Source organism: Psychrobacter piechaudii (assembly GCF_900162825.1).
Classification (GTDB): Bacteria; Pseudomonadota; Gammaproteobacteria; order Pseudomonadales; family Moraxellaceae; genus Psychrobacter; species Psychrobacter piechaudii.
This window is the reverse complement of sequence record NZ_FUGE01000065.1, coordinates 1-26,181: the sequence shown is the minus strand read 5'-3', so window position 1 is coordinate 26,181 and position 26,181 is coordinate 1. Positions and strand designations below refer to the sequence as shown.

Genomic DNA, 26,181 nt, shown 5'->3' with positions numbered 1-26,181 from the left:
GATAAATTGTCATTAATTCCTAACTTGTCTCTTGCTAATTGCTTTAATGTATAACATAATTTTTGGGCTAGATTACTCAAGGATGAAGTACTGGACTGTCATTCAATAAACCCCAGGTTATAAGGATATAAGTGTATGGGAATGTTCGACTACAAAAACTATTCAAGTGAAGAGTCTGCTAAGTTAATTGACGATGCCAGTCGTCTCTCAGCTTACACCAATGCCGTAAGTTTCTTTGGTTTTATCACCGGTCGCCGTAAAACCACCCACTTCAGGGGGTGGATATAAGGCGACACACACTGTCGTAAGAAGTCGTTAAAGGGTTGTAAGCTAAAATTAATCTTGCGATACTAAGCATATGAAAACACTCAAGCTACGCATTAAAGACAAACACATAAAAGAGCTTAATCGTCTAAGCGGTTCAGTAAACTTCGTGTGGAACTATATTAATGCACTTTGCTTTGAGCATCTAAAACGTACCGGTAGGTTTTTTAGTGCTTATGATCTAAGTGAGTATACCAAAGGTAGCGGTGAGTATTTAGGATTACATAGTCAAACCTTACAAGCTATCAATGAGACTCACGCCAAGGCCAGAAAACAATTTAAAAAAGCCAAGCTTAACTGGCGTACCAATCGTCCTGATGCCAAGCGTAAATCATTGGGATGGATACCTTTTAAAAAATCTGCTATCAAGTATTTGCAAACAAGGCAGACAGGTAAGAAGGCACTGAAATCAACCCTACAGCTATCCCTATCTAAAGGTCAAAAGCTCCTCATCGATGTATTCGATAGCTACAACCTCAGTCTATATCAAATTAACACCTTAGAGATTGTACAAGACAGTCGTAATCGTTGGTATGCCTGTATCACCGTTAAAGACTTTCCTAAGCAAGTAAGTGGTAAGGGCAGCGTTGGAATTGATTTGGGCTTAAAAGAGTCTGCAACCACATCAAATGGCGACACGCTAACTATTAAGCAAACGAAAAAGTGGGCGAATAAATTAGCAGTAGCCCAGCGTGCTAAGAATAAAAAACATGTCAAAGCAATTCATGCCAAAATAAAAAATACAAGATTAGACCTAATTCATAAATTCACCACCAAGCTAGTGCAGAGTAATGCCTTGATTGTGGTTGGTGATGTTAAATCACGCTCATTTACCAATTCGATGACCAAACTGGCTAAATCAACATACGATGCAGGATGGTTTGAACTTAAAAGACAACTGGAATATAAATGCAAGTATGCAGGTTGTCAGCTTGAGATCGTAAATGAGAGTTACACTACCCAGACCTGCTCGTGCTGCCTTAAAATAAGTGACAGTAGTCCGAAAGGTAGAGCAGGACTTGGAATAAGAGGATGGACTTGTGCTAAGTGTGGCACATGGCATGATAGAGATATCAATGCTGCTAAGAACATCCTTGCGGTCGGGCTTGACCGTCTAGCTGTAGGAATCCCCTCGGTTTAGCGAGGGGAGGAGGTCAAAGGTGGATTAGCGTTATAATACGCCCATCTTACTTTATTTTTTAGCCTTAACGCTTTTTTTAATAGGCTTAATTAACCTCACAATACCTTCAACTTGATAACCTCAATAGTGGACGATTTTTTTAATATGAGCGCTGAGAATACTCCAAACACCCCTACCACAGATAGCTTACCAAATTCTGAAACTACTGACATGAAGGACGAGGCTATCGATCCTAAAGCAGAAGGTAGCGTTGACCAAAATAACGATCAAGCTGAATCTGAGGCCGCTGATACTGCGTTCCCACGCTTAATCAAAACTTTTATGAAGCGCCGTACCCACCTTAACAAAAATGCCGAGCAAGCGCTAACGGACCCTGTTTATGCCAAATACATCGTCAATACTATGGACGATAGAGGCCAAGGCATTATCGATGACATCACAGATTTGCGCGCCTTGTTTGCAGATACTGAGCAGACGTCCAATGGCCCTGATGCCCCGTTAACCTTTGAGATTGGTTTTGGTATGGGAAGCTCATTGATCGAGATGGCCAAAGCCGATCCTAGCCGCAACTTCGTAGGTATTGAAGTGCATGAGCCGGGTATTGGCAAGTGCGCCTTTATGGCCAACGAAGAGGGCCTGACCAACCTAAAGATTATCAATGGGGATGCCATTGCTTTAATGCAGCAACTGCCTGAGAACCATATTGACCGTATCCAGCTGTACTTCCCTGATCCTTGGCAAAAAAAGCGTCATTATAAGCGCCGTTTTGTCAGCCCAAAACGTATGGAAATTGTGACCCGTGTTATCAAAAATGGGGGCTGGTTCCATGCAGCAACGGACTGGGAACATTATGCATTTTGGATGCTGGATGTGCTAGATAATTTTGAAGGCTTAACCAATACCGCAGGCCAAGGTAATTTCACACCGCGTCCAGACTTCCGACCTATGACTAAATTTGAAAAAAGAGGCATCGATCGCGGCCACGGAGTTTGGGATTTAATTTATAGCAAAGACTAGCCGTTATAAACCTAGACTCATCCTAGCTGTTAGTGGTTTATCTAGGTTAGTTTATCTTGACTTATTGTGGCCTACTTAGATTTCAAAGCCAGTAGCTGATGATCAACATAAAACTTACCACGTGGAACATTTGACAACTAAGCCAAAAAAGAGCCTTTATTATTGAGTATTTTACGATTTTTGGCTTGACTTGCCTTGAATCTGTTACTAATAACGGCTCTTTACTTTTGTTCATCCAAATCCACTACTCCTGCCAAACGCATGACTAGCAAGGCGATTAAGAGTTTTCCCCATAAGCTGTGGATAACTCTGTGGATAACCCCACGCTTGACAAGTTATACCCTAGACAGCATACGGCTTTGAATAAAATTGCTCATTTTTTGTACAATTATTTTTACTAATAAAATCAATATCTTATATAGCTAATGCTTAAAATTAATAGCTATTATAAATAATTTATCAGTGATTGTGGTATTGCTTCAAATGTTTCACAGCTTGACTCAAGAGTCTCAAATTAGCTGTGGATAAGTTTGAAAATCACGCACCAAAAGGTTGACATTTTAGCTTTAGCAGTTCTATTAATTAAACCAAAAGGTTTTTTCTTTTATGAAATTACGCATTTTAAGTGTCGGCAGTAAGATGCCTAAGTGGATTGATAGCGGATTTGATGAGTATCACAAACGCATTCAGCCCATGCTCACTGCTGAAATTATCGACTTAGCCGCTGCTAAACGTGCCAAAAACCCGTCAGATGCTAATTTGGCACAATATCGTGAGCAAGAAGGCAAAGCTATTTTGGCTACCCATCAAAGTAACTCCCGTGAAAAGCTGTGGGTACTCGATGTCAAAGGCAAGATGCTATCCACCGAGCAATTGGCTGACAAGCTCAGTGAAGCGATGCAAATTGGTGATGATGTGGCACTAGTCATTGGCGGTGCAGATGGCGTATCGCCTGAAGTACTGGCAGCAGCTGACTTTAAATGGTCATTGTCACCCCTTACTCTGCCTCATCCCCTAGTGCGTGTGGTATTGATGGAGCAGTTATATCGAGCGATGAGTATTAATAATAACCACCCTTATCATCGCGGTAATTAGGATTGAGAGGTGTAATTAGGATAGAAGAGATAGCAAAATGCCTGCCGTGGTAGCAGCTGTGTGAATGTCTGCTTAATCTAGCTATTTCGCTGTTGCTGTTTGTTATGAACTCGAGCGCGTAAACCTCACTTTAAAAATACTCTGCTTTAAAAAATGGCGCCTAGCCCCCATAATTAACTTATGAAATATACAAAGAATACCCACAGTTCAACCTTTAGCGTACCGGTTTCATTGACTCCGCTCACTAGCTTCGAGCCGGTGATGACTCCGACTCGCAAGCAAAAAGTTCGCTCTATGCAAGCGCTGGCCACATTGCCGGCGCTATTTGTTTCTCATGGGGCGCCCACTTTTGCGCTTGAAAAAAATGCCACTACCAATGCTTTAGCACGTACCGGGCAAAACCTACCTAAGCCCAAAGCCATTGTGATCATGTCGGCACACTGGGTAACTCAAACTTTAGAGATAGCCAGTAATCCTACGCCACAAACTTGGCATGATTTTTCAGGCTTTAGTCAAAAGCTCAATAGCATTGAATACCCTGCTTTGGGTCATCCACAGCTGGCAGAGTCGCTGTCCGATCAACTTAATAAGATGGGGGTAATTAACAGTCTTAACCCACTGCGCCCTTTAGATCATGGCGTCTGGGCGCCGTTAATTCATCTATACCCTGAAGCAGATGTGCCCATTGTTCAATTGTCATTGCCTAAACACTTCGATGCTTATGCTTGTTATCAACTGGGCAGCTTATTCTCCCAGCTACGCCATGAACAAATCCTAGTTATGGGCTCAGGCGGTATTACCCATAACTTAGCGGCATTAAATTGGAATGCTGACAGTGAAGAACCCACTGCAAAAGCTTTTAAAACCTGGCTATTACATCAACTAAAAACGGACATTCCCGCTGCATTAGACTGGCAGCAATTCTCTGAGGTAGAGCAGGTTCACCCAAGCTCTGAGCATTTATTACCGCTGTTTTTTGCGCTAGGCTGCGGTCAGCGGGTTTCAGTAATTCATGAAAGCATGGCCCACCACAGCTTAGGCATGGATGTATACCGCTTTGATTAGTCTTTAACAGACCATCCATACCCCCACAGCCAAGTCATTTTTGTTAAAATAGACGGTTTTTTTACTGCCCTTTTTGATTTTTTTAATAATCACCTTTTTTCTGATTTTTATAAGCCTTTAGGATTTGTTATGACTGATGCTTTAACCTCACCCACTCCCTCAACCACTCACACTGCGTCAGATTCCTCTAATGAAAACGCCGTAGTATTACTCTCAGGCGGGCTAGACTCCGTTACCTGTTTATATTGGGCAAAAGACCGCTATGCTAAAGTCACTGCCGTTAGCTTTAATTATGGTCAACGTCATAACAGTGAGCTGGTCGCTGCCAAAAACATCGCCAATCAAGCCGGCGTTGATCACAAGATCATCGATATTGATATCGCACAATTGGGCGGCTCCTCGTTAACTGACCATGATATGACCATCCCAGATGGCGATGCGGACAAATTCCCGACCCATACCGACAATATAGATAATGACGCCATTCCCAATACTTACGTGCCCGCGCGCAACACCATCTTTTTATCCTATGCGTTAGCTGTGGCAGAAGTAACTGAAGCCAACCATATCGTGATTGGAGTCAGCTCAGTGGACTACTCAGGTTATCCTGACTGCCGCCCTGAATATATTAATGCCTTTGAAGTTATGGCCAATCTGGCCACCAAGGCTGGAGTAACTGGGCATAAGCTGCATATCCAAACTCCCCTACAACAATTAAGTAAGGCACAAACCATCCAACTGGGCAATTCGCTTGGCGTAGATTATTCTCAAACCATCTCTTGCTACAAGGCCGACAGTGAAGGCCGAGCTTGCGGTATCTGCGACAGCTGCACCTTGCGTAAAAGAGGCTTTAGTGATGGGGGATTAGCCGACCCTACTCGTTATTCGGCTAACTAGGATTGGCTTTGATTTTACAGCTTATTTTTCTGCGATTTGTAACTGAATAGCAACAATAAATTGCAACTAAATAGCAAAATTCATTACTAATCTGTTTATTAGCTTGATAAGGTATGCGATTAGATTAACTAAGCCCATCGCTAAGTTAAATGCTCTAGGTTATTTTCAACCCGTGCATTTTAACCAGTGCTCATACATTTTAATCAATGATAAGCCAACGGTTAACTGTAAATATAATATCGTAAGCCTCTAAAGGATTGTTGTTCATGAACTTTATTTCGAAAAGCTTTTTATCTAATAAATTATTGCCACTTGTTGCCTTAGGCACATCTGCCATTATGATGGCAACTTCTGCTCAAGCGCTGGATATCAAACAAGATCAGGTTAATAACTGTGTGGCCACTGCCGTTAAGCTTAAAGTGGCCGATAATGCCACTGCTAAGAAATTTTGTGGCTGTACTGTAAACGTTCGCAGTAAAATGACTTTAGGTCAAATGTGGGAAATTGAAAGCTATGCCCAAAGTGGTAAAGACCCTTCAACCTTACCTTATGCCAAAACCATGCAAAAAGATTTACAACAATGTGGTAACGGTCTAAAACTTAATTCACCACAAAAACCTAAAGCGTAACTTATTTGTATGATGTTTGAAGTGCGATACTTTAGGTACTGTGCTTTAAGTTATGCTGTTAATGATTTGATTAGATTAGGCTGGCGATTGTCAGCCTTTTTTATTGTCCTCAATTCTTCATGACTTAAGTGTTATTTGACGTTTACACGCTACGCTTTGAGTCATTGCTCATTCTTAGGTAAACTGTTATAAAAAGAATAACAGCCCTCTAGGTTGATAAGTTATTTTAAATAAAAAAGGAAAACAACATGGCCAAACCAACTGATGAAATTATTGCCCTACCTGAGTTCCTAATGCCTCTCGTGCAAAAGATAGACGATGAAATGGTGGAAAGTGAAATAGTGCTTGATCAGTTTGTTGAAAATATGGACAAGGGCTTAATTCTTTATTTCTATCCTCGCGACAATACTCCCGGCTGTATCACTCAAGCAGTCGACTTTACTGAGAAACTGTCTGAATTTGATGCCCTAGGCTACAACATTATCGGCGTGTCTAGAGACAGTATCGAGTCGCATAAGAAGTTTATTGAAAATAAACAGCTGCAAATACCTTTAATTAGCGATGCCGATGAGAAACTTTGCCAATACTTTGACGTGATCAAAGAAAAAAATATGTATGGCAAAAAAACAATGGGCTTAGTACGTTCCACTTTCGTATTTGATAAAGATGGCAAGCTAACCCATGCTCAGCGTAATTTAAGAGCCAAAGACTATGCAGATAGATTGCTTAAAACATTAGCATAAACTCAGTCTATCTAGAGTTAACAAGTCACTCTGATATTTCTCCTAGCAGCATCAACAATTAAAAACATTAACTAGACTAATTTTTTAGGAAAACTTAATGATAAAACCTCAATCCTCGTCTGAAAAATCTATTCGTCACGTTGATGCCGCTGTCATCGGTGCTGGGACTGCCGGTCATAACGCTTATCGTCAAATCAGTAAAGTCACAGACAATGGGGTTATCATCAACGAAGGTATCTGGTCTACTACTTGTACCACCATGGGCTGTATGCCGAGTAAATTATTAATTGCAGCCGCCGACCGTGCCTATCATGCTAACCATTCTGACGAATTTGGGGTAGAAGGTAACGCCACCATTAATGGTAAGCAAGTAATGAAACGGGTACAAGATGAGCGAGATCGTTTTGCTAGTTTCGCCCTAAAAAATGTAGATAGCTGGGACGATAATAATAAAATACATGGTCGCGCTGTTTTTTCAGAATCCGGATTAATCGAAGCCCATACTGCAGAGGGAGATATCGAGTATATTCAAGCCGATCATGTGATTATCGCCACTGGATCAAAACCCTTTGTGCCTGAAGGTTGGAAGTTAGCACTAGGCGATGCTCTAATTACTTCTGATACTATTTTTGAGTTGCCGGACTTACCTAAATCTATGGCGGTAGTCGGTGCAGGGGCTATCGGCCTTGAATTGGCTCAAGCCATGAATAGACTGGGTGTTGAGGTTGCTATCTTCAACCGTGCTGAAAATGTGGGGGGCTTAAAAGATGAAGCCATCAACCAAAAAGCCATTGCCTGTTTTTCGAATGAGCTAGATTTACGTCTAAACACCAAAATTGACAAGGTGTCTCGAGAAGAGGTTGATAGTAAAAGCCTAGCAGTTATCCATTATACTGACGCTGAAGGTAATTCACATACTTGGCGTGGTGAGAAAGTACTGGCAGCTACTGGACGCCGCAACTCGTTACGTACCCTAGGGCTTGAGCATCTGGGTGTGCAATTAGATGATAAAAACCGTCCCTTAAAGCTGGATAAAATAACAGGTAAAATTGAAGGCACCAATGTCTATATTGTTGGAGATGCCAATGCCTATATGCCGTTACTGCATGTCTCCAGTAATGAAGGCTATTTATCTGGCAAAGAAGTGGCTTTAAAGATAGCGGGTCTGGCTGATCAAATCAGTATGAGCGACGCCATTGCCAAAGATCCAGACTGCTCTGATGAAAGTGACATTCTGAACGACATGTCGCCTGATAAGTCGCAAACGGCCACCACTTCTATGTCAATAATATTCAGTGAGCCACAAATTATGAATGTGGGTCAGTCTTTATCAGAGATTAAAGAAGAAGGACGCCCCTACGTCATTGGTGAGGTGAGCTTCGACAATCAAGGGCGTAGCCGTGTAATGGGCGTCAACTGTGGCCTATTACGCATTTATGCTTGCCCGAAATCTGGATTGATATTAGGAGCCAGCATGGTAGGCCCAGATGCCGAGTATATTGCACACATCTTGGCCACAGCCATTACCAATGAAGTAGATATCGACGGCTTATTGGCCAGTCCCTTCTACCATCCGACTATTCTTGAGGGGCTGCGCACTGCCCTACGTGATACCATAGGCAAGATCAACAACTATAAGTCGTAAATTATTTCTCTTATCATAGAAAACCCTGCCATCATGCTGCAGGGTTTTTTTATAATAGGTGAGCTTGTTTAGAAACTAATTTACAGTAAACAAGGCAGCTACCAATCAGGGCAATCGCACTACAAATCGATTTTAGCTACATTTTAATTAATTATTGACCTTTTACAGATGTTATCACCAATTTTCGGTCGCAAATAACAAAAACACGAGATATATAAAAATATTTTAGTTATAGTTTCTAACTATTTAACACCTTTTATTTAGATAATCTAATTTAAAGCGGCTATTTTCTATAGTGCGATTGCCCTGAGCTACCAATAAGGCGGGCTCAACTTTAGCTAATTTTGTTGTATATTAAGACTATTGACGCAGTTAACACCAATTCCCTTAGGCAATGACCCATTATAGGATGACCAATGGCAAGAGAGACTGGCTCAAAAATTAGCGCATTTTTTCAAGATATCTTGCACGATTTATATTCGAGCTTATATCTTGCGATTGGCGGTGATTTAGAAGAAGAGAGTCGAGACTGGGCTTCTCGTGGGGTGGAACTTGCCAGCACCACCATAAAGATTATTATCCTATTGATGATTGTCGGGTTCTTCTATTGGCTACTTACCTATGTCACTAAGCGTTATCAAGAGCAATTAAAGCTATCAGACAGACGCTTAGGTATCATTCGCTCCGTACTACGTTACATATGGGTAGTCAGCTGTGTACTGGCGATAATGAGCCAAATAAATGTCGAACCTAGCACCGTCTCTGCAACCGCCAAAGCCAGTATATGGGCCGGTATTTATTACGTTCTATGGACCTCATCTGAACAGGTTATCAACCGAGTTTTAAAGCATTATGGACTCAATGCTTCAATAGAGCAGCTGCTAAAAAACGTATTTTCAGTATTAATTATAGTGCTGGGACTGGCCAGTGTTATGGCTCAGTTTGGCTTCGATATCGTCTCGTTAGTAGCCGGTCTGGGTATTTTAGGTTTGGCAGTGGGTTTTGCCGCACAGTCCACCATTGCTAACTTCATCTCAGGTATTACTATTTTGCTAGAGCAGTCCTTTAAGGTGGGCGACTGGATTAGTATTGGTGAGAATGAAGGCCGGGTTATTCTCATCTCGTTACGCACTACCCGCATCTTAACCCGAGACAACATCACGGTCATTATTCCTAATGCTACCGTCGCCTCATCAGAGGTCATCAACCTAACTTCAAAAAACTTTATTCGCTTCGATATCAAAGCGCGTATTGCTCTAGAAGCTGATATTGAGCAAGCCAGAAAAGTCATTATGCAGGTGCTTGATGATACTGAGAATATCCTAAAGCGTCCCGAGCCTTTGGCCACTGTTGACCATATAAGCGACTTTGGAACTGTATTTATTATTCGCTATTGGGTAAGACCTGCTGCTGTGGCGCGTATGCCTATTCTCAAAGAAACCCTACAAGAAAAAATTAAAGCAGGCTTTGAAAAAGAGGGCATTAACATTCCCTACCCTCACATGAAACTGGTCATGCCTGTCGATACAAAAGCTGCTGATATTGAGGCCCAGTTACAACCCTTGCCCCCGTCTTCTGAAAATAATCCGCCAGAGACTAATAAATAATCTATAGCCACCAACGACTTTTTTTAATAGTAGCCGATAAATGGCTCAAAATTTCGCTTATTTGTAGGGCCTGGTTATCTCCTGGTAGATGAGTGTGGTAAAATCACTAGTAATAAAGCAACACTCCCACCTATTGGCTTATTTAGCAGCCTACTTATCACTATCAACCATCTTTTTTATAACACAGTTAACACTCAATACTTGCATTAGTCAGCCTCTGCTATTTAGCTTAGCTGCCCGAAGATTGAATTAGTAAATTTGAATAAATAAATATAACGTAAAGGCCAACTATGTCCACCCCCACAACAGAAAACATCTCTAACAGCAACAACCTAAACACCCAACCTACAGTCTCAAATAAACGCTATGACATCCTCGTTACCTGCGCCGATGGCTTAGAAGCGCCACTGCAAACTGAACTGGCCAGCATGGAGATTGACTGTGAGTTAAAAGGCACAGGCCGTATTGCTGTCAACGCCACTTTAGAACAGATTTATAAAATTTGCCTGTGGTCACGGGTGGCCTCACGCGTCTTATTGCCCATCAAAAAACGTAATATCAATAAAGACTATGATGTGGCTGAGCAGCTAAATGGCCTGGCCAGTACCGTAGATTGGACCCAGTGGTTTGGCTTAGACAATACTTTCGCCATTCGAATGAGTGTCGATAAAAGAGTTCAAGTTAGTCAACAGTTTGCCATGCTACGTATTAAAGATGCCATCGCCGATACCTTTAGCGAAAAGTTAGATGCCCGTCCTGATGTCGACAGTAGCAACCCAGACTTTCCTATTTATGCCACTGTTAATGAAAAACAGGCTGAGATTTTCTTAGATTTATCAGGAACCAGTTTGCACCGTCGTGGCTACCGTGTGGCCATGACCGATGCGCCGCTGAAAGAAAACTTAGCCGCTGGCCTGCTGTACACTGTCGATTGGCATAAAAAGAAAAACAGCTACAGTGCCTTAATTGACCCTATGTGTGGTTCAGGTACCTTTATTATCGAAGCCCTATTGATGCATTGTGATTATGCGGTCGGTATTGATAAAGCTGAGTCACAATTTGGTTTTTATAACTGGCAAGAGCATGATAGCGAGCTATGGCAGCAATGTGTGGTGGATGCCCAAGAGCGCTTTCATAATGGGTTAGAAAAAGCCGCAGCCGGTAAACTGCCCACTATTATGGGCTTTGATGCCGATGCAGGCGCCATTAAAGCAGTACATAAAAACTTAATTGCTGCCGGTCTGATCGAGCTTATTCCGCATTTAACTTTAGAACAGCGTCCCCTGTCTCAATTGAAGATTGCTTTGACCAAGCCCCTATTAGATCGAAAACTTAAACGCCCTCTTATTATTACCAACCCCCCGTATGGTGAACGTCTAGGTGATAGCGACTTTATCAAACCTTTATACCAAGGCCTAGGGCTAACCTTACAAGATATATTTGCTAAACAAAAATACCAGCCCATGCTAGGGCTATTGGCCGCCCACGTTGAGCAAGCCGATGTGCTACCTTTGGATGAGCCACAAACCCTACGCTGCCATAACGGAGCCATCACTGTCTATTTCAGATATGGTCAGTTGCTACGTAAAGAAGGTGAAAGCTTAATCGATCGCTTTGAGCGCCAAAAGATTGAGGTCGAGGAAGCACAAGACTTTGTCAATCGCCTGCAAAAAAACGTGGCCCATCTAAAAAAACTGGCTACCAAAGAAGACGTGACCAACTTGCGTGTTTATGATGCCGATTTGCCTGATTATAAAGTGGCTATCGATGTGTATGGCGACTACGTCCATGTACAAGAGTGGGCACCACCAAAGACCATTCCACCAGAGACGGCTCGCAAACGCTTTAACTTAGCGTTGATGGGTATTCGTGAAGTGTTTGGTATTAACCGTGAACGAATCTTTATCAAAACCCGTGCGCGTCAGGTCGGTAATACTCAGTACGGCAACCCAGAAAGCCCCTCTAAAGATACTAAAGCTAGTAAAGACGCTCCCGAACCGAAAAAAGACAACCGCAATCGCTACAAAGGTAACAAGTTCCAGCAGGCGCGTGAAGAAGCCAAACGTCAAGAAGCGCAGCGTCTGGCCCAGAAAAAACGTAAGATGCATGTGGTACAAGAGGACGGCGCTTATTTCTATGTCAACTTTACCGATTATTTAGACACCGGTCTATTTATTGACCACCGTAATATGCGCAGCATGATTCGCTCGGCCAGTCGTGGTGCCGATGTGTTGAATTTGTTCGCCTATACTTGTACTGCCAGTGTGCACGCTGCATTGGGCGGTGCAAAATCGGTGACCAGTGTCGACTTATCTCAAAACTACTTAGATTGGGGCAAGCAAAACTTTGCGCTAAACGGCCTAGATGTGACTACCAGCCGCTATCAGTTTATTGCCTCGGATATCTTTGATTGGATTAAAGACAATACCGATCAATTTGACGTTATCTTTATTGATCCGCCAACGTTTTCAAACTCTAAGAAATTCCAAGGCACTTTTGATGTCCAGCGTGACCACACAGCCCTTATCAACCGAGCGATGAACCGTTTGGCCAATGGTGGCGTCATTTACTTCTCAAATAACTTTACTAGGTTTGAGTTGGATGAAGAGCTGTATGAGCGCTATGATGTTGTTGAGATTACCAATGAAACTATTGGCTTTGACTTCAATCCGAAAAAGCCGATTCACCAAAGCTTTGAGATTCGTCATAAGCTTTAAGCAGTTATTTGTTCTAATATTTAAAAATAAAAGCCCCGCTAGGTAATCTAGCGGGGCTTTTTGTTCTGGGTTTAATGTAGACTCAATTATTTAGCCTTTTCTTGGCTATATGCAGTGAGATATAGCAATTTAACTTATCAATAAACAGCTTAGCCATAAACACCCCAAGTCACTCGATCATTACCCCCATAATCTTTTATGGTCTCCACTTGATCGTAGCCAAAATCAATAAATATTTGACGTACTAATTCACCTTGATCATAGCCATGCTCAACCGCTAATAAGCCGCCATGGATTAGATAATCCCTAGCTTGATCGGCTATCTGCTTGATATCCCCTAACCCATTGTCTGGTGCAACTAAGGCTGATAGTGGCTCAGCTTTAAGCTTATCGAGGTGTTGATCATTATTGACGATATAAGGCGGGTTAGAGACGATAACATCGAATAGTGGTCTTTCAGTAGCTTCAGAATCCTTTAATACTGAAAACCAATCACTTTGCTTAAACTCAATATGACTCACGTCATTTAAATTAGCATTGCGCTTTGCCACCTCTAAGGCAGGCTGGGAGTAATCAATGGCAGTGACTTGCCAGCGGTTGGGGGCTAAGATTTGTAACTCATGCGCTAAGCTGATGGCAATACAGCCTGAACCCGTGCCCAAATCTAACAATCGTTTAGATGAATTATTTCTATCATCACTCTGAACATGATTATCAATCCAGCCCAATACCCGTTCCACCAAAACTTCCGTATCAGGTCTGGGTATCAAGGTATGTTCATTGACCTCAAACTCTAGCGACCAAAAGGCTTGCTTACCGGTCAGATAAGCCAGTGGTGTACCAGATTGCATCTGAGCAATACCAGTCTCAAACTGTATTTGTTCAGACTCAGTTAACTGATAATCACCATCGGTAATCAAAAACGACGCTGACTTTTGCAATACATACAACAACCAATCTGTTACCCAGTGGCTGGGAACGTTCGAATAGTTGGCCTTTTTTAAGGCAGTTATTGACGGGCGTAAACTTAGATTAGTCATTTAAGTATCGTCTTTATTGTTATCTTTATTCACCTCTTATCTTTAGCTGTGCTGCTAGGACTTGAGTCCGTTAAATCAGCCACTGGATCATCATTTTCACCAATGACAATCTTTTTATCGACCACATAAATTAGGTACAAAATCGGTAGTCCAATAGCAAAGGTGAAGATAAAGAAGAACGGATAGCCCATATTATCTACGATGGTTCCAGAATAACCGCCTAACACTTTTGGCATCAAGGTCATAAGTGAGGAGAAAATAGCATACTGTACCGCAGTAAATCTAATAGAAGTTAGTGCTGATAAGAAGGCAATAAATACGGCACTGGCAAGACCTGCCGCCAAGTTATCAAAGATAACGGCCATATACATTATGGGCAAGTTGCCTGGATTGTAGGTCAAAATAACAAACAGCAAGTTGGTGGCACTGGCCAAGATTGCCCCCACCATCATCGCTTGCATAATACGGAAACGCTGAGCCAGCAAGCCGCCTAAGAAGCCACCACCGATACTCATGATAACGCCCACAAGCTTCACGGCGTTGGCAATATCAGTTTTACTGAAGCCCATATCTTGATAGAAGACGTTGGAGATAACTCCCGCCACAATGTCTGAAATGCGGTATAAACCGATTAAGGCCAACAACAACAAGGCTTTTTTGCCATAGCGGCGGAAAAAATCGAGGATAGGGTCAATCCAAGTCGCCATGGCCACTTCTTTACGCACCAATCCCACTTGGACTAAAACATATCCTGCAGCTACTGCTGCAGCTAAACTGGTCAATAGATGCAAGGTTTCTAATATGAATCCGATAAACACCGCTTCGGTTTCTGGTAACACTTTGCCCATTAGTACGTAGCACGCAATGAAGGAGAAAACAGCGGCCACAAACAACAGCACTAGGCGCACATAATCACTTCGAGTTTCCGCCACTAAAGGCGCTTTATTAATAATCTTCGATTGGTTAATGATAAAAAATAGCAGTAGCACAGGCGCTGCAGCAATTAACACCATGAAATATAGCTTAATGCCAGGTAGCCACGCCAAAGGAATCAATTCAACCGCAGAATTAAAGATCTCATTTACCACAATATTAATGAGATAAATAAGGCCAAATAGCAATCCAGGGACTAACAATAAAGCTGAGTAACTCAAGAAGACTTTTAGATTTAACTGCTGCTTATTTTTTTGTAGAGTTTCAGCGGTCGGCTCATAACTGGCAAAGGTTGTCAGCAAGCCTAAGGTCATAACCGCTGCCATGATGTAATAAGTATTACGCCACGCTTCATAACTATACAAGGTCTCTGTAGAGCCAAAATAATCTGCCAAATAGAGCGCGCCGGCACCGGCAACAATCATACCAATGCGATATCCTGATACATAGATCGAAGACAGGATAGACTGCATAGCAGGCGGGGCCAGCTCAATACGATAAGCATCAATAACAATATCTTGAGTGGCTGAAGAGAAACCCAACAGCACTGCCGCTGCCGCCATATAAACTAAGACATGCTCTTCAATGGGATTGACTCGAGCCATTAATACAATGGCCAATATCACTAATAGCTGAGACACGACCATCCAGCCACGACGTCGTCCTAACCATTTGGTCAAAAATGGCACAGGCAAAGCATCAATTAAAGGAGCCCAAATGAATTTGAAAGAATAGCCCAAGGCTGCCCAACTAAACATGGTTACCACGCTTCTATCGATACCCGCTTCTCGTAACCACAACGATAAGCTTGAGAAAATCAATAGAATCGGAATACCGGCCGAGAAGCCCAAAAACAACATGATTATGACACGAGAGTCCAAATAAGCTTTGGCCGCGTCAGACCATGATTTTTTGGGAGGGGCAATTAGCTCAGATTTTGAGCTATTTTGATCAGTTGGGGTCGATACAGACATAGTAGACCTATCGTTAAAAATATCGTAAAAACCGTTATGTTACTTTAGAATGAAGCACTTGACTAGCGGTATCGTATCAAGCATACCATTCACTAAGTTTGCATTACTGTTGAAAATAGTGATATCTCACTAAATAACGGTATAATGTTTGGATAACTCGTCCGATCTATTGATCTCGACCCGCTTATCACCCCTCTTCCTGCTTGATAATAAGCTTATATTTTAGGTAAGCCTATATTATTTAGTAGATATTGAGCAAAAGTGACACAGGATATATTTATGGCAATTGATGTCGTCGTTAACCAAAGACATTTACAAATTCAACTTAAGCAGTTAGAGACCGTTTGGCATACTGTGATTAATGGCTACAATCTAAGCCAAGCCGCTCAAGTATTGCATACCAGCCAATCAAGCTTATCCAAACATATCTCCGCACTAGAAAACCAACTCAAAGCCGAAGTCTTCGTGCGTCAGGGCAAACGTCTTACTGGTTTAACCCCCGTGGGCGAAGCACTGCTACCGCATATTGAGTCTATTTTTACTGAAATTCGGACCATCGAAAATATTAGCCTCGATTACAACAACCCACATACCGGCACCTTGACCCTAGCGACCACGCATACTCAGGCGCGCTATGTGCTACCTGACATAATTAAGAAATTCAAAGAACAATATCCTAAAGTGCAGCTGGTACTACAACAAGCAGACCCACAGACCATTGCCAATATGGTCATCCGTGGACAAGCCGATATTGGTATTGCGACCGAAGCTTTATTACAAAACTCTTATCTACGCTGCTACCGTTATTATGATTGGTCGCACCGAGTCATTGTACCTAAAGACCATGAATTGGCTGAGCTTGAAACTATCGATTTACCTACCCTAGCCAGTTATCCTTTGGTCACTTATCACGGCGGATTCACTGGTCGTGGCGCTATTGACCAGACCTTCCACGAAGCGGGGTTAGAGCCTGAAATCGTATTGGCAGCATTGGATGCGGATGTAATTAGCACTTATGTTGGTGCTGGTCTGGGCGTGGGTATTATTGCCGAAATGGCCTTTGAACAGGGTCACTACCAGAACCTAACTGCCATACCTGTCGATCATTTCGGCCGCTTTACCAGTTGGATTGCAGTGCGTGATGATGCTGAAATTCGTCACTTTGGGAAAGCCTTTATTAAACTTTGCCAACAACAATTCGGCAACTAGACCTAAAATTAGAAATAAAATATTATTCAACTTACTCAGAAAGGTGCCCATTGGCACCTTTTTTGCTTTTGACTCTTAATTTATCAGATAGCCCTTTTTTTATCCGATTGTTATGATTTATTAATATTCAACCGGTTTACTTGAAACTCATGCAGATAAGTCACATATCAATAGGTAACACAAAACAAATAATATTTTAATTAACTAAGCAGCTGATGAGTCTTTTTGATACCCATTAAGGCTTTATTAACTCTGCTAATGGATTACCTATGACTGCAATTCCTTTATCTTTTTTAGACTTAGCCCCAGTTCCAGAAGGTCAAACCACCGCACAAGGTGTGGCCTATACCGTTGATATGGCCCAAAAAGCGGAAGCCATCGGTATGAATCGCTTCTGGATGGCTGAGCATCACAATATGCCAGGTATCGCCAGTGCCGCAACTTCAGTATTGCTATCGCATATCGGTGCTAAGACCCATAAAATCCGTATCGGCTCAGGGGGCGTAATGCTACCTAACCATGCGCCTTTGGTGATTGCTGAACAATTTGGTACCTTGCAGGCTTTGTATGGTGACCGTATTGATTTAGGTTTGGGTCGTGCACCCGGTACCGATGGTGCTACCTTTAGAGCGCTGCGCCGTCAGATGCATGATGCTGATCGCTTCCCGCAGGATGTACAGGAGCTTATGTTTTTCCTAGGCAAAGATTCAGACAATAGTCCGGTTCAAGCTTTCCCAGGGGCTCACAGTAATGTACCTATTTGGATTCTAGGCTCTTCATTATTTGGCGCAACCTTAGCGGCGAAACTAGGTCTACCGTATTCTTTTGCCTCGCATTTTGCGCCACGTATGATGACTCAGGCTATTGCCACTTATCGTGAGAACTTTGAGCCTTCACAATACTTGGACAAGCCTTATGTGATGTTAGCCGCGAATATGTTATTGGCTGACGATGAACAAACCGCCCGCTATCACTTTACCTCTGCGCAGCAGAGCTTCGTTCGTTTACGTCGTGGTGGTCGAGGACAGGTACCTGCTCCTGTAGAAACTATGGAAGGTATCTGGAATGCACCAGAGCAAGCTATGGTTGAAGATGCGTTAGCAGTTTCATTCGTTGGTAGTGTCGGACGCGTCCGTCCTCTATTAGAGCACTTTATTGAAGAGCATAAGCCTGATGAGTTGATGGTTACCGCTAATATTTATGACCAACAGGCCCGTTTGCGTTCTCTTGAGTTGGTGCCTGAGCTGGGCGTATTTGATCTACAACCCTAAGTATTATTGCACCCAGCTTTTAAATTTATAATTTTAAAGCTGAAGATACAAAAAAGCCGATATCAATTGATATCGGCTTTTTTTATCGAATGTCTTGTTGACAGACAGTTAAGTGATTTATTAATGAGTAATTGGCCGATAAATTTAAATTTAATACGCACAAAATTCAGCAGTACTAAATCCTGAGCCTACCATCGTAATTCGATGTTCGCCTTTTGAGCGAATATAATACCTATAATCAATAGTCACCATGATCGGCCAGTCGTCTGCCTTTACTATCTCTTACTGATTGTACATGGCCATCCGTATTAATAACCAGTTCTTGATTGTAACCTAGCCAGATTTTAAATACCCGTCCTTTACTGAGGTCACCGGTATAACTGCCGCAGTAGCTGCCTTTTGCGAACACTACTTGGCTCGTGGGTAACGCTTGTGCGGTCAAAGAAAGGGACATTATCACACCAACAAGACCGGCTTTTATAACTTTAGATTTCATAACGAATCCTCAGTGTAATAGACTAAATAGCGATTAAAGGCGTGGTAAATAAACCACCTTCTCAAATCAATATATCACTGTATTCACCGGCTTACAATATGATTGAACCATTAGAGAGATTTAAATATCAACATATCATCATTAAACACTATTAAACCCTAATAAACACAGAATTCGACCGCACTATCGACTCGGCCCACCATCTTGATAATATGGGTACCGGTACGGATAGCATTATAGCGATAATTAGCGCCACCCTTATCCTCCAAGACTTGCCCCTTATTATCTGTGACCGTCTGTACATGACCATCTGTACTAATCACCAGCTCTTGCTCGGCACTCATTTCTAATGAAAACAGCTCACCTGAGGTTAAATCCCCCTGATAGTGACCACAATTACTGCCCTTTTCAAATATCACCTCACTGGTTGGCATGGCCTGAGCATTTAAACATGCTAACGAGGCAATACTGGCGCAACACAGCTGAATGCAGCTTTTTTTTGACATAATTTAGATATTACCTTTTTGGATTTGAAAAGTACGTCTTTTACCCTAAATACATTTTTAACAAAGACAGTTTGATAGGAGCCTACATCCAGCCTAGCGCTCTCAAGGCTGCTGCTCCTATCGCCATACCAAATAAAGACACCACTGTGGTAAACGCTAAGATATTGGCCGCTAATACATCGTTACCGCCCATTGCTTTGGCCATCACATAACTGGCTGCGGCTGTTGGAGAGGCCACCATTAGGAACAGCACGCCCATATGCACCCCAGTTAAACCAAAGGCCAGTCCGACTACCACGGCTACTATAGGTGCAATCAGAATGCGTCCTATACTGGCCTGCATGGATAAGCCTGATAAGGTCAGCATAGAGCGTACATCGATGGTGGCACCGGCACAAATTAATGCCAGTGGCAAAGACAGTGCTGAGAGCAAAGTCCCGGTTTGGGTAATGACATTGGGGAGCGCTGGCAAGGCCAACGTCGAAGCAAGCAATTTGAAACCAAATGCTGCAATCAAGGAGAGAATCAAAGGATTGGTGAATAACTTCTTAGTTAACATCATAGCGTAACTTTCACGCCTTGCAATCTGTTTTTGATCGGCATCTGGACTTATGGCGGTACGACTTAAAGTAATCACTGCCAAAATGTTAAATACCAAAGTAATAACGCCCATATAGACCGCGCCAATACTTAGCCCCTCTGCCCCGTAGGCATTAGCAACAGTCGCTAGACCAATAATGGCCATATTACTGCGAAAGACGCCTTGGACAAAGACCCCTTTATCTTCAGGTCTTGCAATAAAAAGCTTGGCGTATAGCTCTGCACCGAAGTAGAGCAGCAGGGTCACTGCAAATCCAGCACCCAGCAGATTCAATTGTTCTCTGAAGTTGACCTGACTTTCAATAACACTAAAAAAAAGTAAACAGGGCAAAGCATAGTTAAATACTAGTTTAGAGGCCTGATCAATAAACGCCTTACTGATCTGTCCTTTTTTTCGCATAAAAAAACCCAACCCCATAAGCACGAGGTTGGGCAGTACAATATTTAGAGCAAAAAGAATGGCATCAATCATTGCTATCTCATCTGGATTTGGGGCGGTGCTATCGCCTTAGGCTGTCAGGTTAGCAATCATTACTAAGTCCGCTTAGTTTAGAATCAGCTTAGTTTACAGCTTAGCTGTCTAAAGTCGCCTTCGCTTTTTTCTGTTTTTTTAACGTCATGCCTAGAAGCTGTATGGCGGCTGGAGTTACCCCACTGATGCGACTGGCTTGAGCTAAGGTAGCAGGACGAATCTCTTGTAGCTTTTGGACAATTTCATTAGACAACCCTGACACCACACTGTAGTCAAAGTCCATTGGCAGCTGCGTATTTTCTAAACGCTTCATTTGATCAATGTCTTCTTGTTGACGATTGATATAGCCTGCATATTTCACTGAGATTTCAATCTGCTCACCGACATCTGCTGCCACATCCGCGCCCGTTATCGCTGCAATATCCTCAAAGCCTACATTAGGACGTTTTAACAAATCATAAGCGGTCGACTCTTTTGATAAGCTTTCACCAGTACGTTCAGAGAATTTTTTACCCAGCTCATTATTTGGTGTGGCCCACAACTCTTTTAGACGACCTGATTCAGTAGCAACCGACTCCATTTTATTTTGATAAGCCTCCCAGCGGGCATCATCGACTAGGCCTAAGGTACGGCCAATTTCAGTCAAGCGTTGATCGGCATTGTCTTCACGCAATAATAGGCGATATTCAGCACGGCTGGTGAACATACGGTATGGCTCTTTGGTACCATGGGTAATTAGGTCATCTACCAACACACCCAAATAAGCTTGGTCACGGCGTGGCGTCCAGCTGTCCATCACTGGGTTATCTTGGGTAGATAAAGCGGCGTTCACACCCGCTAACAGCCCTTGCACCCCAGCCTCTTCATAACCTGTGGTACCGTTAATTTGACCGGCGAAATATAGGCTATCAATAGACTTGGTTTCTAAAGTTGGTTTTAGGCTTTGGGGGTTAAAGTAATCATACTCAATGGCATAACCCGGACGGATAATATGAGCGTTCTCTAGACCCGCCATGGTACGAATAAATTCTAACTGTACATCAAAGGGTAAACTGGTAGAAATCCCATTGGGATACAATTCATGGGTGGTCAACCCTTCTGGCTCGATGAAAATCTGATGGCTGTCTTTATCAGCGAAGCGGTGGATTTTGTCTTCAATTGACGGACAATAGCGTGGCCCTACCCCTTCAATATTGCCTGAGAATAAAGGCGAGCGGTCCAAGTTTCTACGAATAATATCGTGAGTTTTCTCATTGGTATAAGTGATGAAGCAATTAACTTGCTCGGGGTGCATAGATACATCGCCCATAAAGCTCATCACCGGCAGCGGGGTATCGCCTGGCTGCTCTTTCATTACACAAAAGTTTACTGTTCTAGCATCAATTCGCGCGGGCGTTCCTGTTTTTAGACGGCCCACCGGCAGTTTTAATTCACGTAAACGCTCAGCCAACTTAATAGAAGGCTGGTCACCGGCACGCCCCCCTTTTGAATTATCTAAACCAATGTGAATCACGCCGCCTAGGAAGGTACCTGAGGTTAGGACCACGGTCTTGGTGCGGAAAATAATGCCAGTTGAGGTCACCACAGCACAAGCTTTGCCGTTTTCCACCAAGATGTCATCCGCACCTTGTTGGAATAAGTCCAAGTTAGGCTGATTTTCTAGCGTATGACGAATGGCCGCTTTATATAAAATACGGTCAGCCTGCGCGCGAGTGGCTCGTACTGCTGCGCCTTTACGACTGTTTAATACTCGAAACTGAATGCCCGCTTTATCGGTAGCCAAGGCCATAGCACCACCTAAGGCATCAATCTCACGGACCAAATGCGACTTACCAATTCCCCCAATGGCAGGGTTACAGCTCATCTGGCCTAAGGTTTCAATATTGTGTGTCAACAATAACGTCTGTGCGCCCATACGCGCTGCCGCTAGTGCTGCTTCGGTACCGGCATGCCCGCCACCGATGACAATAACGTCATACGATTTAGGATAAGTAATACCAGAGGTATTTGATGGGGTAGTTGATGACATAAAGACGCCTCGCCTGCTGTTTTCAGCAATTACTGAATGGGATAGTCACTCAAAAGTAGAGTAACAGATAATTATAACAAAATTCGCTATCCTTCTGTAGTCAATATTTCATCAATAAACCCTTATAATTATTAAGGTTATAAGCGCCGATTGATTAATAAAATTACCTATTGAACCTAGTCAAGCTTATCTATTTACAGCCTCCCTGGCAGAAAAGTTGCGTAACCTCATTAGAACTTGAAATAATGGGTAATAAAATTTCACATTGAAGGTCTATAACCTAATCAATATTAGCGGTACGCTTAGCCTCGTATCTGTATTTACTTATTTGTTTATTTATTGACCTGTATCTACTTAATGCTATTTTTTAGAACTGGTTATTTTGACTCTGCGTACCCTTTTTAGCACTTACTACTTATTATTTTTTATCCTTATCATTTTTATCACTGATATCCTGAGGACTGCATGAAACCCTTTATAACAACAAACTCTAATTCCCTTGCTAACTCCCCTACTAATAACCCTGCTAGTAGCGCAATTAAAACCTTATTATTGGCTAGCATCACTGCAACGGCCCTAACAGCTTGTAACAGCATGCCTTATGACTCTAGTGCTTCCTCAAACAAATCTGCTGTCAGTCATACGGTTGCTAATAATGAGAATACGCAGTATCCAGCCGATGGCAGCCGTCATGAGTATAAATTGGACAATGGGCTAAAGGTTATTATCAAAGAGGACCACAGGGCCCCAGTGGCTATGACCCAAATTTGGTATTCCGTAGGATCGACAGATGAGCCGGAGGACAAAGGTGGTATTTCCCATTTATTAGAACACATGATGTTTAAGGGGACTGAAAAAGTCTCCGGGGCTGATTTTGATAGACTGATTGCCAAGTTTGGCGGTGAGCATAATGCTTTTACCAGCTACGACTACACTGGCTATTATGAAATGTTCCTTGTAAACCGTTTGGATTTGGCTTTAGAATTAGAAGCTGACCGTATGACCAACTTACGCTTTGATAGTGATGAGTTCGTCCAAGAATTTGAGCAAGAACGCAACGTGGTAATGGAAGAGCGTCGCCAACGTACCGATGATAATCCACTGGCCAGAGCTTTTGAGAAGTTCCGAAAATTGGTGTTACCTGATAGTCCTAAAGGTGAGTCGATTATTGGTCCTATGCAGGAAATTGCTAACACCAATATTGAAGATTTAGAACAATGGTACAAAACTTGGTATGCCCCAAATAATGCCACCCTGGTAATCGTGGGCGATGTTGACCCGCAACAAACCCTAAAAAAAGTTGAACAATATTTTGGCGCTATCCCCAGTAAGCAAATTCCTGAACGTCCGTCAGTACTGCAAAAAGGCTGGCGTGGTTATCAACAACAAACCATAAAAGAAACGGTCAACGTGCCGACCTTACTTATGGCTTTTAACGTGCCCACTTTACATAGTGCTATGGCAACTGATCTTCCTAAAAAAGAAGTTTATGACCTACTCATGATGCAGTTCATTATGGATGGCGGTTATGCAGCCCGTTTTGAGAAGAGCCTGGTTCGTGAGCAAGGGTTATTGGCATCAGTAGTTTCTTACTACGATTCATACGAGCGTGGTGACGGCTTATTTATGATTCAAGCTACACCTCGTGAAGGGGTAACTTTGGCTCAAGCACAGCAGGCCATTTTAGAGCAAGTAGATAAATTTAAAACTGAAACCATCAGTGAAAAAGAGCTGGAGCGTGCCCGTAACAATGCTGTAAAAGGTTTCGTTTTCGCCCAAGACAGTATGGCAGGTCAAGCCTATATGATTGGTAATCTTCAATCTCGTGGTTTAGACGATCGCCTAATTCATACTCTTCCTAAAGAGGTGGCAAAAGTCAGTAGTAAAGACATCAATGAAGCGGCCAATAAATACTTGGTAAAAGACAACCTAACCGTGATGTATGTAGAGCCAGTTACTGCTTCAAAATCGACTAATAAATAAAGCCACTCCCCTAATCTTTATTTATTGCAGCCATAAACTTAAAAGACAGCTATTAAAATTAAAAGCTATAACACTCAAATACGGATTTGATATGAACTCACACTTACGCCCCTCTTACTCTCTTAAGCCGCTTATTGTGGCCAGCTCTCTCATTTTTTCAGTGGGATTAACTACGCTTAGTGCCCAGGCTGCACCTGACTTGCCCAGTGGTGAGCATGCTACCAAAGACGTTGATATTACCCAGCCTATCAAGGCGCTTGATAATCTATCTAGCTTAAAAAATGAGAAAAAATTAGACTTCTCTATTCCTAAATTTCAGCACTTTACCACCAGCAATGGGGTTCCGGTCATTTTCTTCCAAACCAATCAGTTGCCTATTGTTGATGTTGACTTAAGATTTAACGCTGGCAGTGCTCGTGATGAAAGCATTCGTAAAGACGGTTTTGGTCTTGCCAGCATGGTGGCAGACCTATTGACCAAAGGCACCAAGCAATTAGATGAGACTGCCTTTGCAGAAGCCACCGAGCAATTGGGTATTGAGCTTGGCAGTGCCGCTTATAAAGATCAGTTTGTGATTAATCTTCGCAGCTTGTCTGAAAGTGACAAGCTAGACCCCGCTTTAAAGCTGTTAAGTGAAGTGCTAAATGAGCCTAGATATGAGGCAAAAGTTTTAGAGCGTAGCAAGGCTCAGCAAATTTTAGGGCTAAAGCAGATGATGCAAAACCCCTCTTATCTTGCCAATATTACCTTTAATAAAACGCTGTACGGCTCTCATCCCTATGCCCACTCCTCTTATGGCACCATAGATAGTATTCCAAATATTGAGATTAAGGATTTACAGCGTTTCCATGATACTTATCTGGTGGCCCAAAACGCCAGTTTAAGTCTCACCGGTGACTTAACCTTAGAGCAAGCCAAACAAGCGGCTGAGACCATAACCCGACAGCTAAATCAGGGTAAGCCTGCTCCTAAACTGCCCCAACCGACTCCCATTAAAAGCAGAAAATGGGTCCATGTAGATTACGACAGCGACCAAACCTCAGTAGTTATCGGTCAACAAGGTCATAGCGTTAGTGTCGATCCTACACAGCTTCAGCGCCGGAGCGACTTTAGTATTGGCAATGAAATCTTGGCAGGTAGTGGCTTTAACTCACGCTTGATGGGTAAAATTCGTAAAGAGATGGGTTACACCTATGGCATTTATGGCAGTATGACAGCCATGCAAGTCCCCGGTCCTTATACTATCAATTTCTCTACCCGTAACGAAAAAGCAGATGAGGCGATTAAAGCCACTTTGCAAACCGTAGAAGAGACTTTAAAACAAGGGGTCACTGCCGATGAGTTCAAATTGACTCAAGAAAGCTTAATCAATAGTTATCCGATGGGCTTTTCTAGTAATGCTGGCATTAATGGGATGCTAGGTGCGCTCAACTTCAACAAGCTACCCGACAGCTACCTCACCAATTATATCGACCGTGTTGAGAACAGCAGTGTAAAACAAGTCAATGCAGCGCTGCAAGAGACGTTAACACCAGATAAGTTTATTATAGTTACCGTCGGCAAACCTGATATTGCTAAAAACTCTGAGCTTAATAAACTGAAATAATAGCAATAGATTTCAGGCTTTAAAAGCACGTGAACAATGCGCCAGCCTCATAACCTATTGGCTTTCAAGCTTAAGACTTGACTTCCTCCCCTCGCTAAACCGAGGGGATTCCTACAGCTAGACGGTCAAGCCCGACCGCAAGGATGTTCTTAGCAGCATTGATATCTCTATCATGCCATGTG

21 protein-coding genes and 1 pseudogene are annotated in these 26,181 nt (G+C 42.7%); 15 read left to right on the top strand and 7 right to left on the bottom strand.

Features of this window, described 5'->3' with window-relative positions; genetic code table 11:
* The first annotated feature begins 135 nt into the window (after window positions 1-135).
* From A1019T_RS13170 to rlmKL, 11 genes are all read left to right on the top strand, one after another.
* A complete protein-coding gene (locus tag A1019T_RS13170) occupies window positions 136-288 on the top strand; it encodes a hypothetical protein (RefSeq protein WP_167366832.1) in 153 nt (50 codons plus the stop codon).
* 70 nt (window positions 289-358) lie between these two features.
* Window positions 359-1,465 (top strand): RNA-guided endonuclease InsQ/TnpB family protein, encoded by a 1,107-nt coding sequence (locus tag A1019T_RS02460; protein ID WP_077450268.1) that lies wholly within the window; start codon window positions 359-361, stop codon window positions 1,463-1,465.
* Between the two features lie 210 nt (window positions 1,466-1,675).
* Window positions 1,676-2,482, top strand: a complete 807-nt coding sequence (trmB, locus tag A1019T_RS02455) for a tRNA (guanosine(46)-N7)-methyltransferase TrmB (RefSeq protein WP_077450277.1) — start codon at window positions 1,676-1,678, stop codon at window positions 2,480-2,482.
* 606 nt (window positions 2,483-3,088) lie between these two features.
* Window positions 3,089-3,577: a 23S rRNA (pseudouridine(1915)-N(3))-methyltransferase RlmH gene (gene rlmH / locus A1019T_RS02450; protein WP_077450267.1), complete on the top strand. Its 489-nt coding sequence runs from the start codon at window positions 3,089-3,091 to the stop codon at window positions 3,575-3,577.
* A gap of 294 nt (window positions 3,578-3,871) precedes the next feature.
* Entirely contained in the window at window positions 3,872-4,642 is a 771-nt protein-coding gene (locus A1019T_RS02445) for a DODA-type extradiol aromatic ring-opening family dioxygenase (RefSeq protein ID WP_077450266.1), read from the top strand.
* 129 nt (window positions 4,643-4,771) lie between these two features.
* Entirely contained in the window at window positions 4,772-5,539 is a 768-nt protein-coding gene (queC, locus tag A1019T_RS02440) for a 7-cyano-7-deazaguanine synthase QueC (protein ID WP_077450265.1), read from the top strand.
* A 266-nt stretch (window positions 5,540-5,805) separates the two neighbouring features.
* Window positions 5,806-6,168 (top strand): hypothetical protein, encoded by a 363-nt coding sequence (locus A1019T_RS02435; protein ID WP_077450264.1) that lies wholly within the window; start codon window positions 5,806-5,808, stop codon window positions 6,166-6,168.
* 248 nt (window positions 6,169-6,416) lie between these two features.
* Complete coding sequence (locus A1019T_RS02430) at window positions 6,417-6,911, top strand: peroxiredoxin (protein ID WP_077450263.1); 495 nt, start codon at window positions 6,417-6,419, stop codon at window positions 6,909-6,911.
* A 97-nt stretch (window positions 6,912-7,008) separates the two neighbouring features.
* Window positions 7,009-8,556, top strand: a complete 1,548-nt coding sequence (locus tag A1019T_RS02425; protein ID WP_077450262.1) for a dihydrolipoyl dehydrogenase — start codon at window positions 7,009-7,011, stop codon at window positions 8,554-8,556.
* A gap of 416 nt (window positions 8,557-8,972) precedes the next feature.
* On the top strand, window positions 8,973-10,163 hold the full coding sequence (locus A1019T_RS02420) for a mechanosensitive ion channel family protein (protein ID WP_244156504.1): 1,191 nt from the start codon (window positions 8,973-8,975) through the stop codon (window positions 10,161-10,163).
* Window positions 10,164-10,453: 290 nt separating this feature from the next.
* Window positions 10,454-12,880 carry a bifunctional 23S rRNA (guanine(2069)-N(7))-methyltransferase RlmK/23S rRNA (guanine(2445)-N(2))-methyltransferase RlmL gene (gene rlmKL / locus A1019T_RS02415; RefSeq protein ID WP_077450261.1) on the top strand — a complete coding sequence of 809 codons (2,427 nt, stop codon included), beginning with the start codon at window positions 10,454-10,456 and terminating at the stop codon, window positions 12,878-12,880.
* A gap of 149 nt (window positions 12,881-13,029) precedes the next feature.
* Here rlmKL and prmC read toward each other — a convergent pair whose 3' ends face one another.
* Both prmC and A1019T_RS02405 read right to left on the bottom strand, forming a co-directional pair.
* The gene (prmC, locus tag A1019T_RS02410; RefSeq protein ID WP_077450260.1) at window positions 13,030-13,920 is read right to left on the bottom strand and encodes a peptide chain release factor N(5)-glutamine methyltransferase; all 891 of its coding nucleotides are present in this window, start codon (window positions 13,918-13,920) and stop codon (window positions 13,030-13,032) included.
* 29 nt (window positions 13,921-13,949) lie between these two features.
* On the bottom strand, window positions 13,950-15,827 hold the full coding sequence (locus A1019T_RS02405) for an AmpG family muropeptide MFS transporter (RefSeq protein ID WP_077450259.1): 1,878 nt from the start codon (window positions 15,825-15,827) through the stop codon (window positions 13,950-13,952).
* Between the two features lie 279 nt (window positions 15,828-16,106).
* Here A1019T_RS02405 and A1019T_RS02400 point away from each other — a divergent pair, with 279 nt between their 5' ends.
* Window positions 16,107-17,036 (top strand): LysR substrate-binding domain-containing protein, encoded by a 930-nt coding sequence (locus tag A1019T_RS02400; RefSeq protein ID WP_077450258.1) that lies wholly within the window; start codon window positions 16,107-16,109, stop codon window positions 17,034-17,036.
* Between the two features lie 269 nt (window positions 17,037-17,305).
* Complete coding sequence (locus tag A1019T_RS02395; protein ID WP_077450257.1) at window positions 17,306-18,307, top strand: LLM class flavin-dependent oxidoreductase; 1,002 nt, start codon at window positions 17,306-17,308, stop codon at window positions 18,305-18,307.
* Between the two features lie 238 nt (window positions 18,308-18,545).
* On the opposite strand, the gene A1019T_RS02390 is transcribed toward A1019T_RS02395, so the two are convergent.
* From A1019T_RS02390 to mnmG, 4 genes are all read right to left on the bottom strand, one after another.
* A complete protein-coding gene (locus A1019T_RS02390; RefSeq protein WP_244156503.1) occupies window positions 18,546-18,803 on the bottom strand; it encodes a hypothetical protein in 258 nt (85 codons plus the stop codon).
* A 158-nt stretch (window positions 18,804-18,961) separates the two neighbouring features.
* Window positions 18,962-19,309, bottom strand: a complete 348-nt coding sequence (locus tag A1019T_RS02385; RefSeq protein ID WP_077450256.1) for a hypothetical protein — start codon at window positions 19,307-19,309, stop codon at window positions 18,962-18,964.
* Between the two features lie 82 nt (window positions 19,310-19,391).
* On the bottom strand, window positions 19,392-20,381 hold the full coding sequence (locus A1019T_RS02380; protein ID WP_077450255.1) for an AEC family transporter: 990 nt from the start codon (window positions 20,379-20,381) through the stop codon (window positions 19,392-19,394).
* A gap of 100 nt (window positions 20,382-20,481) precedes the next feature.
* Window positions 20,482-22,377, bottom strand: coding sequence for a tRNA uridine-5-carboxymethylaminomethyl(34) synthesis enzyme MnmG (mnmG, locus tag A1019T_RS02375; RefSeq protein ID WP_083720029.1), 1,896 nt, complete (start codon window positions 22,375-22,377; stop codon window positions 20,482-20,484).
* Window positions 22,378-22,875: 498 nt separating this feature from the next.
* On the opposite strand from mnmG, the gene A1019T_RS02370 reads away from it, so the two are divergent.
* Complete coding sequence (locus tag A1019T_RS02370) at window positions 22,876-24,393, top strand: M16 family metallopeptidase (protein ID WP_077450253.1); 1,518 nt, start codon at window positions 22,876-22,878, stop codon at window positions 24,391-24,393.
* A gap of 91 nt (window positions 24,394-24,484) precedes the next feature.
* A complete protein-coding gene (locus A1019T_RS02365; RefSeq protein WP_077450252.1) occupies window positions 24,485-25,999 on the top strand; it encodes a M16 family metallopeptidase in 1,515 nt (504 codons plus the stop codon).
* Window positions 26,000-26,093: 94 nt separating this feature from the next.
* Here A1019T_RS02365 and A1019T_RS13530 read toward each other — a convergent pair.
* A pseudogene (locus tag A1019T_RS13530) lies at window positions 26,094-26,181 on the bottom strand (RNA-guided endonuclease TnpB family protein); the annotation flags it as partial.